The 13,949-nt window shown below is 69.4% G+C and carries 12 protein-coding genes; 1 reads left to right on the top strand and 11 read right to left on the bottom strand.

Going from position 1 to position 13,949, the window contains the following annotated elements; genetic code table 11:
• Positions 1 to 19: 19 nt before the first annotated feature.
• From AQJ58_RS07210 to AQJ58_RS07160, 11 genes are all read right to left on the bottom strand, one after another.
• Positions 20 to 1,042, bottom strand: a complete 1,023-nt coding sequence (locus tag AQJ58_RS07210; protein ID WP_055542292.1) for a branched-chain amino acid ABC transporter permease — start codon at positions 1,040 to 1,042, stop codon at positions 20 to 22.
• Positions 1,039 to 1,902, bottom strand: coding sequence for a branched-chain amino acid ABC transporter permease (locus tag AQJ58_RS07205; protein WP_055542293.1), 864 nt, complete (start codon positions 1,900 to 1,902; stop codon positions 1,039 to 1,041). The genes AQJ58_RS07210 and AQJ58_RS07205 overlap by 4 nt, the downstream gene beginning before the upstream one ends.
• Positions 1,903 to 1,957: 55 nt before the next feature.
• Positions 1,958 to 3,160 (bottom strand): ABC transporter substrate-binding protein, encoded by a 1,203-nt coding sequence (locus AQJ58_RS07200; protein ID WP_067246264.1) that lies wholly within the window; start codon positions 3,158 to 3,160, stop codon positions 1,958 to 1,960.
• The gene (locus tag AQJ58_RS07195; protein WP_067246261.1) at positions 3,157 to 4,701 is read right to left on the bottom strand and encodes an ATP-binding cassette domain-containing protein; all 1,545 of its coding nucleotides are present in this window, start codon (positions 4,699 to 4,701) and stop codon (positions 3,157 to 3,159) included. Before AQJ58_RS07195 ends, AQJ58_RS07200 begins: the two co-directional genes overlap by 4 nt.
• Before the next feature lie 984 nt (positions 4,702 to 5,685).
• A complete protein-coding gene (locus tag AQJ58_RS07190) occupies positions 5,686 to 6,207 on the bottom strand; it encodes a VOC family protein (RefSeq protein ID WP_067246258.1) in 522 nt (173 codons plus the stop codon).
• 125 nt (positions 6,208 to 6,332) lie between these two features.
• Positions 6,333 to 8,009 carry a thiamine pyrophosphate-binding protein gene (locus AQJ58_RS07185; protein WP_055543001.1) on the bottom strand — a complete coding sequence of 559 codons (1,677 nt, stop codon included), beginning with the start codon at positions 8,007 to 8,009 and terminating at the stop codon, positions 6,333 to 6,335.
• Between the two features lie 30 nt (positions 8,010 to 8,039).
• Positions 8,040 to 8,804 (bottom strand): SDR family NAD(P)-dependent oxidoreductase, encoded by a 765-nt coding sequence (locus tag AQJ58_RS07180; RefSeq protein WP_199844542.1) that lies wholly within the window; start codon positions 8,802 to 8,804, stop codon positions 8,040 to 8,042.
• Positions 8,801 to 9,682: an SDR family oxidoreductase gene (locus AQJ58_RS07175; protein WP_055543000.1), complete on the bottom strand. Its 882-nt coding sequence runs from the start codon at positions 9,680 to 9,682 to the stop codon at positions 8,801 to 8,803. Before AQJ58_RS07175 ends, AQJ58_RS07180 begins: the two co-directional genes overlap by 4 nt.
• A gap of 5 nt (positions 9,683 to 9,687) precedes the next feature.
• Positions 9,688 to 11,196 carry a carotenoid oxygenase family protein gene (locus AQJ58_RS07170; RefSeq protein ID WP_055542999.1) on the bottom strand — a complete coding sequence of 503 codons (1,509 nt, stop codon included), beginning with the start codon at positions 11,194 to 11,196 and terminating at the stop codon, positions 9,688 to 9,690.
• A 34-nt stretch (positions 11,197 to 11,230) separates the two neighbouring features.
• Positions 11,231 to 12,700, bottom strand: a complete 1,470-nt coding sequence (locus tag AQJ58_RS07165) for an aldehyde dehydrogenase family protein (protein ID WP_067246255.1) — start codon at positions 12,698 to 12,700, stop codon at positions 11,231 to 11,233.
• Between the two features lie 93 nt (positions 12,701 to 12,793).
• Positions 12,794 to 13,045, bottom strand: a complete 252-nt coding sequence (locus AQJ58_RS07160) for a hypothetical protein (RefSeq protein WP_055542997.1) — start codon at positions 13,043 to 13,045, stop codon at positions 12,794 to 12,796.
• 403 nt (positions 13,046 to 13,448) lie between these two features.
• On the opposite strand from AQJ58_RS07160, the gene AQJ58_RS07155 reads away from it, so the two are divergent.
• Positions 13,449 to 13,943: a VOC family protein gene (locus AQJ58_RS07155; protein ID WP_055542996.1), complete on the top strand. Its 495-nt coding sequence runs from the start codon at positions 13,449 to 13,451 to the stop codon at positions 13,941 to 13,943.
• The last annotated feature ends 6 nt before the right edge of the window (positions 13,944 to 13,949 follow it).

Here is a 13,949-nt window from a genome sequence, read left to right as displayed (position 1 = left end):
CGACTACGGGCCAGAGCCGTTAAGGTTGACACACCCTCTGGGGGCTGCTGTCAGAGCCGGTCTCCGCAGTGGCCGGCGAGACCCGCCGACGGGCGGCCGGGAACCGTACCGCGCGGCAGACGAGGGGCCAGACTCCTTGCGGGGCGAACCGCACGATCAGGACCAGCAGGAGACCTTCGATGACCAGGGACAGCGTCTGCTGGTCCTGGAGCAGACGGGTCAGCCCGTAGTAGACGACACCCACGCCGACGACAGGTCCGAGCACGGTGCCCGCGCCGCCGACCACGGACATCAGGACGGCGTTCAGGCTCCAGTTGACGCTGGCCACGCCGTCTGGGGAGATGACGACAAACTGGAAGGCGATCACTGCTCCGGCCAGCCCCGTGAGCGCGCTGGTGGGGACCAGTGCGGCGAGCCGGTGCCAGTAGACGGACACACCGAGGCCCGCAGCGGCCGGCTCGTTGTCGCGTACGGCGGTGAGCCGCAGTCCGAAGGCGCTGTGCCGGACGTAGAGCGTGAGCGCCATGGCCAGGGCGGCGACGAGGACCGCGATCTGGTACAGGTTGCCGCCGCTGGGGATCCGCTCCGTGGGGAGAGTGAGGCCGCTGGCACCGCCGGCCCAGTTCCAGTTGCTGAGCAGGGCCTGGATGGCGATGGAGACGGCCAGGGTGCCCACGGCGAAGTAGTCGCCGCGCAGCCGCAGCAGCGGTACGGCGAGCAGCAGGGCGAGCAGTGCCGCGCCGACGCCCGCGCCGAGGAAAGCGACGGGCCAGGGCAGGCCGGTGTGGACCAGGGTCAGGGCGGTGGTGTAGCCGCCGGTCGCCATGAACGCGGCGGCGCCGAGGGAGATCTGGCCGCTGAAGCCGGCGAGGACGTTCCAGGCCTGGGCGATGGTCAGATACGTCAGCAGGGTGACGCTCAGGTCCAGCTGTCCCAGGGAGAGCGCCGGGGCGAGCGCAAAAGCGGCGACGGTGAGGGCCGCGAGGGAGGCCGCGGGCCACAGGGCCTTCGATGCCCCTGTTGGGACGGACGGGGTTTTCATCCGGTGGCCGCCTTTCGGAACAGGCCCTGGGGGCGTACGGCGAGGACGAGGAAGAAGGCGAGGTAGACGACGACGTCGCGCATGCCGCCGCCGAACAGCTGGACACTGGCCGACTGCAGGACGCCGAGAGCGATGCCGGCGAGGAGGACCCCGCCGACGCTGCCGATGCCGGCCAGGGCCATCACGGCCATGCCGGTCAGCAGCAGTGGCAGCCCGCTGGTGGGAGTGAAGCTCTGGGCGACGCCGGTCAGGACTCCTCCGGCTGCGGCCAGGGCCGCGGCTCCGGCGAAGGTCATGGCGTACACCGTCGACACGTTGATGCCGAGCACGGCGGCGGTGGCCGGGTCTGCCGAGGCCGCCCGGACCGCGCTTCCGGCACGCGTACGGGTCAGGACGAGGTGGGTGGCGGCGCACAGGACGGTGGTCAGCGCGAAGGCAATGAGATAGATCGTCTGGATCCGCAGGCCGAGGACGGAGATGCCCGAGTCGGCGTAGGAGGCGGGCAGACTCTTGGGGTGGGTGCCGAACACGCCCTGGAACAGTGCCTGGGCGAGCAGGGACAGCCCGAAGGTGCCCACCAGCGGGGCGCTCTTGTCCCCTCTCAGGAGAGGGGTGAGCAGATACCGCTGGAGGGGATAGGCGATCAGGGCGACGCCCGCCATGGCGAGGGGCAGGGCCAGCAACGGGTCCCAGCCGGAGTCCACCACCAGCAGGGATGCCAAGTAGGCGCCAGCGATGACGAGTTCGCCGTGGGCCAGGTTCATCAGGCCCAGTACGCCGAACACCAGGGAGATGCCCAGTCCGATCAGGGCGTAGAGGCCGCCGGAGAGGATACCGGCGGCCAGGACGTCGAGGGTCACGATGTGCTCCGTTCGTTCACGCTCGTGGCGGGTCGTGGCGCGCTCATGCCGGGCCTCAGCCGAGCCCGGTCAGCGAGGCGAGCGGGGAACCGCCCTTGGCCGGCCAGACCTGCTTGATGGCGCCGCCTTCCCATTGACCGATGAAGGTGGGGGTCACGCTCTTGTTGTCCACGAACTTCACGGGGCCCTGCGCGGAGACGGTGGTGCTCTTGGCCAGTGCCTTGTTGATGGCGTCGGCGTCGGTGCTTCCGGCGGACTTGATGGCGTCCAGGAGGATGGTCGCCTCGTGCAGTCCGAGGGCGACCGAGCCGAGGTCGGTGAGGTTGGTGTACTTCTTGCCGTACTTGCTGACGATGAGGTTCGTCTCCGGCAGGCCGGCCGTGTCGGACCAGTTCAGCTGGACGAGGGTGCCGTCGCCGAGCTTGCCGAGGGAGCCCCAGCCGGGCGTCTGCGCGCACTGCACGCCGACGGCGACCTTGGGCTTGTAGGCCAGGGCTTTCATCTGCTTCCACATCGCGAAGCAGTCCGGAGGGGCCATGGCTGCGATCAGCACCTGCGCGTGCGAGGACTTCCCGGCCTTGATGACGTCGGAGAAGTCGGTGGTGCCGGTGGGGACGGCCTTGGTGGCGGCGATGGTGAAACCGGCCTTCGTGCCGGTGGCACCCCACAGCTTGCCGGTGGATATGCCCTGTGCGTCATTGTTGGTGACGATCAGCGTCTTCTTGTCGGTCTTGGCCCCGGTGGCGACGGTGTAGAAGTCTTTGGCCCCGTCGGCGAGTGACTGGAAGGAGTCCCAGGTGTAGCCCTTGCCCTTGGGCAACAGCTCGACGGGGAGGGCGCCCATCACCAGCGGCACCTTCAGCGCGTCGGCCTGGCCCTGCATGTCGATGTTCTGTTGGCAGCACGAGCCCAGCAGCCCCACGACGTGGTCCGTGAGCGCCAGGGAACGCACCTGCTGGACCATGGTGTTGGTGTCAGTGCGGTTGTCGAGCACCTTCAGCTCGACCTTCCGCTTCTTGCCGCCCACTTCCAGGCCGCCCTCGGCGTTCACCTTCTGCACGGCCAGGAGGTAGCCGTCGCGGATCTGGTTGAGGACGGTGGTGCCGGACAGCGAGATGCTGGTCCCGATGACGATGGGGCCGCCGTCGTCGTTCTTGCCGCCGCTGCTGCTCGAGGCGTTGCCCGCACAGCCCGCGGTCGCGGCTAGCAGTGCGGCCGCGCCGAGTGCGTGGATGCGGCGGCTGGTGGATCTGATCACGAGAGGTCTCCTTCGGATGCGCTGAGCGGATGGGGAGCGGAGGGGACGGGGGGTGGGGAGGAGCCGGCGGCGGATGCGTCGTCGGCGGTGCCGAAGTAGGCGGCGTCCAGGGCCTGGTCGCTGAGCAGGGCCTCGGGGCTGCCGCTGTAGGAGACACGTCCGCGGGAGAGCACGACGGCGTGGTCGGCGATGCCCAGCGCCCGCTTGACGTTCTGCTCCACCAGCACGATCGCGACGCCCTGGGAGTTGATCTCGGCCAGCGCCCTGTACAGGGCGTCGATGGCCACCGGTGCGAGCCCGAGCGAGATCTCGTCGCAGATCAGCACCTGAGGGTCGGCCATGAGGGCCCGTCCCACGGCCAGCATCTGCTGCTGGCCGCCGGACATGGTCCCGGCCGGCTGGTCGGCGCGTTCGGCCAGCACCGGGAAGATCGCGTGGACACGCTCCATACGACCGCGTACCTCATCCCTGGCCAGTGCCAGCGGGGCACCGAGCATCAGGTTCTCGGCGACGGTGAGGCCGGTGAAGATACGGCGGCCTTCCTGGCAGTGGGCGATGCCCAGGCGCGCCCGGTGGTGGGTGGCCATGCCGGTGATGTCCTGGCCGAGGGCGTGCACGGATCCCGACCTCGCCTCGACGGCGCCCATGATCGTGGCGCACAGAGTCGACTTGCCGGCCCCGTTGGCACCCAGCACGGTCACAATCTGCCCGGCCTGGACGCGCACCGAGAAGTCCCGCAGTGCGAGCATGTCGCCGTAACCGGCGCTGACCGATTCGAGAGCGAGTACAACAGCGGCATCCGATGCCGTGGGGGTGGCCGCACGTCGGGCGGCAGGCGTCCGCGTCTCGTCGCCGTCGCCGAGGTAAACGGCACGCACTTCCTCGTTGGCGGCGATCTCGGCGGGTGCGCCCTCGGCCATGGGGCGGCCCCAGTTGAGGACCAAGACACGGTCGACGAGTTCTCGTACCACCCGCTCGATGTGCTCGACCAGAAGCACGGTGATGCCCTGGGCGTGGACCTGGCGGATCAGGTCGATCGCCTCGTCCAGCTCGCGGCCGACGAGCCCCGCCGCGACCTCGTCGAACATGAGCAACCGGGGACGGGTGGCCAGGGCCCGCGCCACCTCCAGTCGCTTCAGGTCCAGGACCCGCAGGGAGTCAGCGGGACGGGACGCCTTGGTGTCCAGTCGGCACTGAGCGAGGATCTCGTCGATCTCGTCGGAGTGCAGGTGCGGTCGGCCCGCCATGGCTCCGATGCGTACGTTGTCCCGGACGGTCAGTCCGTGGAAGGGCCGCGGGACCTGGTGGGCCAGCGCGACACCGGTGCGGGTGATGCGGTGCACCGGCATCCGGTCCAGTCGCTGCTTTCCCAGCCAGACCTCGCCCTCGGTCGGGCGGTGAACTCCGGAGATCAGTTTGAGCAGTGTGCTCTTGCCCGCGCCGTTGGGACCGATGACAGCGACTGCCTCTCCGGACGCCACCGAGAGGTCGACGCCGTCGAGAGCCGTGACACCGCCGAAACGCTTGGCGAGTCCTCGCACCTGAAGAGGGGCTCCGGGCGAGGTGCCTCGCAGGGTTGCGGACGAGGCTGCGGTACGAGGTTCGGCCCCTGGCGGGGACGACACATCGGCATCGCCACCCCCGGCGTGGGGGGTCGTCTCAGCATCCAGTCTGTTCATGCCGTGACTCCTCACCGCCGCGCCGGGAATGCCCCCGATGTCACGCGGCGAGTGGTTGACCGTAACTTCCGCGAAGCGTACGGTCCCTCATGTCGAAACGCTAGTCCTAATTCACGGGACATTCAGAAGAGGTGCGTCACCACCACCGAGGGTCGCGATGTAGGGTCGGCAGGCAGCGCATCGGCGCCGTAACGGGCCGCCGACTGGCCGACGGATCCGGCAGACGGTCCGGGGTGCTGGCTTCCAGGCCAAGGGATACCGGACGATAGACGCCTCGATCTGCGGCCGGCACGTCATCGCACGGCACAGGCGGTTATCCGGCACCCCTCCCTGTGGGGGACACCGCGATCCCGCGCATCGCCAGAGGAGGCGACTCCCCGGTGGCCGCCAGAGCCTCTCATTGATGCTAGAGAGGTCCGGTTTATCAGGAGCAAGGTCCGGTCTTTCAGGATTACTTGCGAGCGCGCCCGCGGAACTCGCGCTTGGAGCGCCTCGCCAACCTGCGGCCCTCGCCTCAGGGGCGCGCCTCAGCCCTCGTGGTCGCGCAGCGCCTTCATGCCGCCGGCCCACCTCTTCGAACTCACCTTTACGGGTGGACGAATTCCGATGCAGCCGTCCCGCACATCGCTTGCCGCCGTCCGGCTGCCCCTCGTCCTGGCCGCGGGTGCGGCCGCTTCCTTCGCCGCCGCCGACGGTTCCGGCGGCACCTCGCAGCCGGCCGCCCAGGACAGCTCCGGGGGGACGGCGTCGGTCAGACCTGGCCGGCCGACTACGGTGACGACACCGTCTTCGGTCACTTCGCCGCAGAGCTCACGTTCACTTCGGCGAGCCGGATGAACGGGAGGCTCACCGGGGCCGACTGACCTGGCCGAGGGATTCCCTGTACATGTCGGTGAAGGCTTCGTTGAGGCCCGGGCTCGCTTCGATGAGCTCGGTCATGCCGGGAAGGATGTCGCGGGTGTCGAAATAGGCGACACGGGAGTCCGACCCGACGGAGGCCGTGAACACGGTTTCGTACCCTCTCCGGTGCATCGCCTCCACCGCCTCGTCGAAGGCGGTCGTGGCGTAGCCGAAATGGTGGAAGCCGTATCCCCGTTGGGTGATCACGTCACGATGCACGGACGGCAGGTCGTCGACGGGCTGGATGAGTTCGTACTGCATGTGCCCGCCGAAACCGAGCGCCACATGCGCGCGTGCCTGGGCGGGTTCACCCCGGTAGCGGGGATTCTCGCCCGCGAAGTCGCGCAGGACCGTCCACGGCCCGACCCGGAAGCTCTCGCTGAACCGAGCCATCGCCGCGTCGAGGTCCTCGACGACGAACGCCAGCTGGATGAGGCCGTCGGTCGGTTGGCCGAAGTCGAACAACATGGCAAGTCCCTGATGAATCGTGAGCCGGCACAGTCGACCGGCTCCATGACGTATCGGAAGCGTGGTCCGCTCCCGGCCGCTGTCGCACCACTTCCCGCGCTGCGGGCGTGGTGGCAGGGGCACGCTCAGAACGGGCTGCCGCCCATGATCACCCGTTCCTCCGGCGGGATCGGGTCGAGACTCACGTGCACCTCCACGCAGGACGGCCGCCCGCTCTGCAGAGCCTTGGCGAGGGTGGGCGCGAGTTCGTCGAGTGTGCGGACCTGGTGGCCGTCCGCACCCAGCGCGATCGCGGCGGCGGCGTAGGAGCCGTTTTCCAGCCGGTTGTTGACCACCCTGTCCTTGCCGTGAATGATCTCCTGCGCATGCAGAGTGGCGCCCCACGCCCGGTTGTTGAGCACGACGACGACCGCTCCGAGCCCGGCGCGCACCATCGAGTCGAACTCGCCGAGGCTGTAGCCGACGGACCCGTCACCGGTCACGAGCACGACGTTCGTGTCACGAGCGGCCGCCTGTGCTCCCAGCGCTACTCCCATCCCGACTCCCATGGAGCCGAGATAGCCGTGGCAGAGGAACGCGGACACCGGCGTCTCGGAGATCGTCTCCGACAGCCAGAGGTAGGTGAGCGCGCCGTCGGCGACGACCACCGACGACTCGGGCACCGCCGCGGCGATGGCGCGTACCGTGTCGTACGGGTGGATGCGCTCGTCGTGGACGACCTGCGCGGCCACGGCCTCGCGCCGCCGCTGAAGATGCGCCCGCAGGGTGTTCCGCCAGCCCGCCAGATCCGGACCGGTGGCCTGCCCGGCCGCGAGTTCCCGGTTGAGATCCTGGAACACGGGCAGCGGATCTGCGGCGACCGACAGCGCGACCGGCTGCAGGAGTCCCAGCTCGCCACCGGAGGGATCGATCTGCACCACCCGCGCGCCGCGCGGGATCAGCGCACCCGAGCCGTGCGCAGTCGTGAGGCCGAACCGGAGCCCCGCCATGATCACCAGGTCGGGCTCTGCTCCGGACGGCAGCCCGTTCAGCCCCTGCAGCAGACCGAAGTTCACGGGGCTGAGCGTGATCGCGCCAAGGCCCTCGTAGTCCGACATCAGGGGTACGCCGAGTCGCTCGGCGAAGGCCCGTAGCTCGGCGTCGGCGCCGGATCTCGGCACCTCGGATCCGGCGATGATCACGGGCCGCCGGGCCTCCGACAGCATCCCGAGGATCTGCTGCGCCCCGGCCTGTGAGAGCCCGGGCCCATGATCGGCCCCGTTCAGGAGTTCCGTCGCCAGGTCGGGCAGGTCGATCTGCTCGGTCAGCACGTCCCAGGGGATGTCCACGAGCACCGGCCCGCGGGGCGCGGACAGCGCGGTGCGGATCGCGCGGGCCAGGATGCGGGGGATCAGCGACGCACGTGTCACCCGGTGCGCCCACTTGGTGACGGGCGTCGCGATGGCCACCTGGTCAAGGCCCGCCTGCAGGGTGTTGGTCTGGTCGTCGGCGAGCGGTCCGGACGCGGCGAGGTAGAGCACGGGAGTGCGGTCCAGGTGTGCGTTGGCCATCGACGTCACCGCGTTGGTGAACCCGCCGCCGGCAGTGAGCAACGCGACCCCGAGGGCATTGCGCACCCGGGCGTAGCCCTCCGCCGCATGGCCCGCGTTCATCTCGTGCCGCACGTCCACGATGGGCAGCCGATGGTCGAGCGCGGCTTGGTACACGGAGTCGATGTGCGCGCCGTTGATGCCGAACATCCGGTCGACACCGGCCTGTTGGAGGATACGGACGACGAGGTCGCCGCCGGTCACACGAGTCATGGATGCTGCTTCCTTTCCGGACGCCGGGCGTCAGACGCAGGTTTCGCCGCCGTCGACGGCCAGGACATGGCCGGTGACGAAACTCGACTTCGGTGAAGCGAGCCAGTACGCGGCTTCGGCGACCTCCCGCGGCTCGGCCACGCGGCCGAGCGGGGTCCCGGCGGCGACGGCGGCGGCGTCGAGGTTCTCGTGTTCCTCCAGGTGCCGCAGCATTCCGGTGCGGGTGATGCCCGGGGCTATCGCGTTGACGCGGATCCCGTGCCGGCCGTGCTCGGCGGCCGCGGACCTGGTCAGCCCGACGATGCCGTGCTTGAAGGCGGAGTACGCGGCCCCGCCACCGGGGTTGCCCACCAGGCCGGCGACCGACGAGGTGTTCACGATCGCGCCGTGTCCCTGCCGCACCATGACGGCCAGCTCGTGCTTCATGCACAGCCAGACGCCACGCAGGTTCACCGCCTCGGACAGCTCCCAGCTGTCGCTGCTGAGCTGCTCGATCGGGCCGACCGGCGGCGCGATGCCCGCGTTGTTGAACGCGGCGTTCAGGGCACCGTAGGTGTCGACCGCCGTGGCCACCATGTTCTCGACCTCTTTCTCGACCGAGACGTCCACCTGGACGAAGACGGCCTTGCCGCCGGCCGCGGTGATGGTGGCGACGGTGTCCGCGCCGGATTCGGAGCGGTCTGCCGCGACGACGGAGGCACCGCGCTCGGCGAACAGCTCCGCCGCCGCCCGCCCGATGCCCGAGCCGGCACCGGTCACGAGCACGACCGAGCCCTCCATGTCGTGCGTCGTCACTGTCGGGCCTCCGCCGCGGTCAGGATCTCGTCGTAGATGGGGTTGGCGAGGACCGTCCTCTCCACCGCGGCACGGCGCGGGTCCCCCTGGTCGGTGGGGACCGATGCGAGGATCGCGTCGAACCGGCGGGCGAGCAGTTCCCGATGCTCGGCATGCGTCAGCACGTAGAGCCTTTCCTCTCGGATCGCTTGCAGGACCCGCTCGCCGACTTCCCGCGGCTGAATCGCCGTCTCGTGCAGATCGGCCTCCGCGGTGGCGCCCGGCGCGTGCGGCCGCGGCTCGCCGGGGGGTGGCGGTCCCTTGTGGATGTTGGTTCGGACGATTCCCGGCGTCAGGACGGAGACGTTCACCGGGGTGTCCCAAAGTTCGGCTGCCAGCGCCTCCATCAGCCCCACCACACCGAATTTCGCGGCCACGTAGAGCGCTCCGGGTGTGCCCAGCAGACCGCCGATCGACGCGGTCGAGACGATGTGCCCGGGGCGGCCGGAGGCCAGCATGCGCGGCAGGAAGGTCCGTATGCCGTTGAAGACGCCCGTGAGGTTGATGTCGAGCACCCAGTCCCACTGTTCGAACGTCGCCTCGGCCACCGGTGCGAGGAATCCGACGCCCGCGTTGTTGACCAGCACGTCCACGCCGCCGTAGCCACGGTCGAGTCGGTCGGCGAGGGCGGCGAACGCCTCCCGGTCGCGTACGTCGAGCTCGATGGCCTCGGCCTTGCCGATGCGCGCGAGCTCGCGTTGCGCGCTCTGAAGCGTCTCCGGGACGACTCCGCAGATGATGACGTTCATTCCGGCGTGGCACAGCGACTGTGCCACGCCGAGACCGATCCCGCTGTCTCCGCCGGTGATGAAGGCGGTCTTGCCCGCGAGGTCTCGCATGGCCGTCAGTCGTTGCCGCGGTGGACGGCGATGGCGCGGTCCAGGGTGGCGTGGTCGGCCCAGCTGCCGTGGAAGCCGAAGGGCACTCGGCTGGGGAGCTTGACCCGGGCCAGCGGGGTGCGGCGCAGGTCGGCGGCGTCGTGGATCAGCAGTTCGCTGAGGTTGGTGCTGCGATTCCACCACAGGGAGAGCAGGTAGCCGTCGTCCTCGGCGCGGGCGTTCTCGCGGGCGACGAAGACCGGTTCGCCGGGGCTGGTGAGGCCGTCCGGGCCTTCGACGACGGTGGTGCGGTCCAGGAGGTAGTCGTGGCGGGCCAGTCCGTCGGACATGATGTCGTCGGCCAGGCCGCGAGTGGTGACGAAGTAGCCGTAGCGGTTGGGGCGGCCCGTGTACGCGTCGTTGATCTTCGGGAACTCCCCGAGGACGCCGCTGATCATCTCCTCGGTGGCCCTTCCGGTCGCCAGGTCGACGCGCCACCGGTAGGGCTGGGCCGGGGGGAACCACTCGTGGGAGGTCACCGGCGTACCGATGCGGTCGATCGGGGTGCCGAGCCGGCTGATGCGGTGGCCGTCGATGACCAGCCGGCCTTCCTGCTCGTAGGCGTTGAAGAAGTGGGTGTTGGCCCAGTGGCCGCCGAGCTCGTGCCAGGTGACCTCGTGGGTGTGGCGGTTCATCAGGACGATCTGCACGCCGTGTTCGAGGGAGTCCTCGTCCCAGACCACGCCGGGCCTGCTCTGCGCGACCAGGTCGAGGCGGAACTGGGCCGGGGTGACGAAGAAGACGGCGTAGGTGTCGCTGACGGCGAAGTCGTGCATGAGGACCGGCACACCGATGTCGAAGGAGTGCGAGTCGATGATCTCGGCGGTCTTCACGTCGGCGCGGTACCAGGTGATCGTCGGTCCGACGGCGGCGAAGAACAGCATGTCGCCGCTGTCCGGGTCGGTCTTGTAGTGGCCGGTGCACAGCACGTCGATGCCGCCGTGGAAGTCGTACGTGCCAATGGTGCGCAGGGTCTCGGGGTCCAGCGCGTGCGGCAGTCCGCCCTCGAAGTAGACGATCAGGTGGTCGTCGAAGAGGCCTGCGTTGATGTTGGCGACGTTCTTGGCGGGCGGGGCTCCCTCGGGCAGTCGAGCGGGAGTGCCGCCGTTGACGAAGCCGCTGTAGATCGCTTCTCCGGCCTCCACCTCGACCTTCATCGAGTCGGTCTCCACCCAACGTGTGCGGTAGGCGGCCCGGCCCTCGCGCAGGTAGATGCCGCACACCATGCCGTCGCCCTCCCACCAGTGGTAGCGGTCGGTGTTGCGGGGCCGAAAGCGGGGGTTGGAGGAGACGCGGAACAGCGCGCCCGCAAGGTCGGCCGGTATCTCGCCGTCCACCTCCAGGTCATACCCCTCGCTCTCCTCCGTCCAGGGCGCGAAGGGTCCGTTGAGGAACTTGTTGTCGGTGGGCCAGTCGGCCCCCGCGTCGGCTTTCCGCATCTGCCGGGGGACGACGGTGATGGGGTCCATGGGCATGGAACTCTCCGTACAGCTTTGGGGGTTGGGGTGGTCAGAAGGGGTACTGCGGGAGTTCGCCCCGTACGGTGACCCACTGCTGTTCGGTGAAGGCTTCGAGGTTGGCGGCGGCGCCGCCGTGGCGGGATCCGGTGCCGGAGTCGCCGACCCCGCCGAACGGGATGAGCGCCTCGTCGTTGACGGTCTGGTCGTTGATGTGGACCAGCCCGCTGGGCACGCGTTCGGCCAGGGCGAGGCCCTTCATGACGTCCCGGGTGAGGATGCCGAGGGACAGCCCGTATTCGGTGCCGGCGGCCAGGCGGGCCGCCTCGTCGAGGTCCTGGAAGGGGACGACGGGCGCCACGGGGCCGAAGATTTCCTGTGCGTAGGCGGGTGCGATGAGCGGTACGTCGGTGAGCACGGTCGGCCGGTAGAACAGGTCCTCGTAGGTGCCGCCCGCGGCCAGCCGGGCGCCCGCCTCGACCGTCTCGGTGACGATGCGGTGGATGTTGTCGCGCTGGCCGGCGTCGATGACCGGTCCGAGGGCGACGTTCTCACCGAGCGGATCGCCGACCGGGAGCGCGTCGGCGTGCTGGGCGAGCAGGGCGGTGTAGTCGTCGGCGACCGAGGAGTGCACGAGGTGGCGGCTGCTGGCCATGCAGATCTGGCCGGCATGCACGAAGGATCCCCAGGCGCCCACCGAGGCGGCCTTCTCCAGGTCGACGTCGTCCATGATGACGAGCGCGGAGTTCCCGCCCAGCTCCAGGTGGACCCGCTTGAGGTGCTCGGCCGCGGCGATGCCGATGGCGCGTCCGGCCCGGGTGGAGCCGGTGAAGGCGATGACGGGGATCTGCGGGTGTTCGACGACGGCCGCGCCGACGTCCGCGCCGCCGGGCAGGACGTGCAGCAGACCGGGCGGCAGACCCGCCTCCTCGAAGACCCGGGCGAAGACGACACCGCCGCTGATCGCGGTCCGTGGGTCCGGCTTGAGAACGACCGCGTTGCCCAGGGCCAGCGCCGGAGCGACCGCCCGCATGGCCAGGATGACCGGCACGTTGAACGGGGCGATCACCCCGACCACGCCGACAGGGACACGGCGGGAGAAGGACAGCCGCTGCTGCCCGGAACGCAGCAGCTCACCGTAGGGCGCCCCGGCGAGGGCGGCGGCCTCGTGACACTCCTCCGCACCACCGCTGGTGACCTGCAGGGCGGCGAACGGCCGGATCGCTCCGGACTCCCGCATCAGCCAGGTCTCGATCTCCTGCTGGTTCTCCTCGAAGAGACGCGCTGCTCGGCGCAGCACGGCCGCGCGGTCCGAGTACGGCCGGGCGGCCCACTCCCGCTGGGCCCGCACCGCCTGCTCCACCGCCTTGTCAACGTCGGCCCGCGTGGCAGACCCGACACGCGCCAGTCTCTTGCCCGTTGCGGGCTCGACGGCGTCGTACACCTCGCCGGAGCCGCTGATCCACTCGCCCGAGCCGGAGAAGATGCGGCCGTCCCAGGTGCTGCTGTCCAAAAACGTCATGGTGTCCCGTTCCAGTAGCGCGTCGTGGCGCGAAGGTTATGTGTCGTATCGCGAAAATTGTGTTGCGCGGTGTCTCAGGTCACAGCCGTGGTCTCACCTTGCGGAAGGCTCCAGACAGAGCCAGCGCACCCGGTCCGGCGGCGAAGACCAGCAAGCCGACCACGAGGTACGTGAAATCGATCTCGGCTCCCCCACCCCGTTGGGGCCGAGGACACCGGTGTGCAGGCCGAACTTGTAGAGGCCGTGCAGGACGAACAGCCACCCGGTCACGGCCCGCGGAATCAGGAGCGCGGCGCCGTGCAGCCCGGCCGTCCGGGACGTGGTGCTGCGATAGAAGCGGAACACGGGGATCTCCTTGGGGTGAGTCGGGCCCGCGGGTCGGTGGACGGCCGTGCTGCGGGCGCCCGCGCGGGTCACGGCCGGGCCTGATCGGTCAGTGACTTCGCAGTGCCTCCACGGGACGTCGATCCCGGCGAGCAGCCCGGACGACGGTGGCCGAGCTGGCTCGCCCGGCATCGGAATGGGCCATGAGGCGCCTCCCGTAGTGACTTCAGCGGTCCCGGCAGGCTCCCAAAAGCAGTGCCGACGTCCCGCATATTCGGACATGTATGTCTCGATGCAGGACGCTGCACTGAAAGGGCGTGTGACGTCAAGAGGCAGGACGCTGTTTCCTCACGGTTGACCTCGGCCGCCTGGAGGTCTAACGTCCTGTAAAACGAAACCTTAGTCCTGTAAAAGGAGACGCATCATGGCCATAACCGGACTGGGGCACACCGGCTTCTGGGTCGACGACCTGGAGAAGATGCGCGACTTCTACGAGCGGGTGCTGGGTCTGACCGTCACCGACGAGGACGAGGAGAAGGGCATCGTGTTCTTCTCCTCGTGCCCCGAGGAGGAGCACCACGAGTTCGTCCTGCAGCGGGGCCGAACCGCACCCGCCGGTGCCAAGCTGACCCACCAGGTGTCGTGGCGCGTGGACTCCCTGGAGTCGATCATCGACTTCCACCACCGGTTCCGCGCCGAGGGCATCGAGGTCCAGCAGGAGGTCACCCACGGCAACGCGATCGGCATCTACTTCTTCGACCCCGAGGGCAACCGCAACGAGGTCTACCTCCGGCTGGAGCGTGATGTACGCCAGCCGTTCCGCAAGACCCTCGATCTCGACCTGTCCCCCGAGGAGATCTTCGCCGAGGTCGAGCGGCTGCTGACCGAGGGCGGCCCGGCCTACCAGCCGGTCCAGTAGCCGGCG

This window comes from Streptomyces sp. DSM 15324, from assembly GCF_001514285.1.
GTDB lineage: Bacteria > Actinomycetota > Actinomycetes > Streptomycetales > Streptomycetaceae > Streptomyces.
The sequence above is the reverse complement of the archived record's forward strand: the minus strand, read 5'-3'. Positions and strand labels throughout refer to the sequence as shown.

Excerpts from the sequence above, each read along its gene's own strand:
- AQJ58_RS07155 (WP_055542996.1), top strand. The coding sequence starts at position 13,449 with ATGGCCATAACCGGACTGGGGCACACCGGCTTCTGGGTCGACGACCTG.
- AQJ58_RS07165 (WP_067246255.1), bottom strand. The coding sequence starts at position 12,700 with ATGACGTTTTTGGACAGCAGCACCTGGGACGGCCGCATCTTCTCCGGC.
- AQJ58_RS07185 (WP_055543001.1), bottom strand. The coding sequence starts at position 8,009 with ATGACTCGTGTGACCGGCGGCGACCTCGTCGTCCGTATCCTCCAACAG.
- AQJ58_RS07190 (WP_067246258.1), bottom strand. The coding sequence starts at position 6,207 with ATGTTGTTCGACTTCGGCCAACCGACCGACGGCCTCATCCAGCTGGCG.
- AQJ58_RS07210 (WP_055542292.1), bottom strand. The coding sequence starts at position 1,042 with ATGAAAACCCCGTCCGTCCCAACAGGGGCATCGAAGGCCCTGTGGCCC.
- AQJ58_RS07170 (WP_055542999.1), bottom strand. The coding sequence starts at position 11,196 with ATGCCCATGGACCCCATCACCGTCGTCCCCCGGCAGATGCGGAAAGCC.
- AQJ58_RS07175 (WP_055543000.1), bottom strand. The coding sequence starts at position 9,682 with ATGCGAGACCTCGCGGGCAAGACCGCCTTCATCACCGGCGGAGACAGC.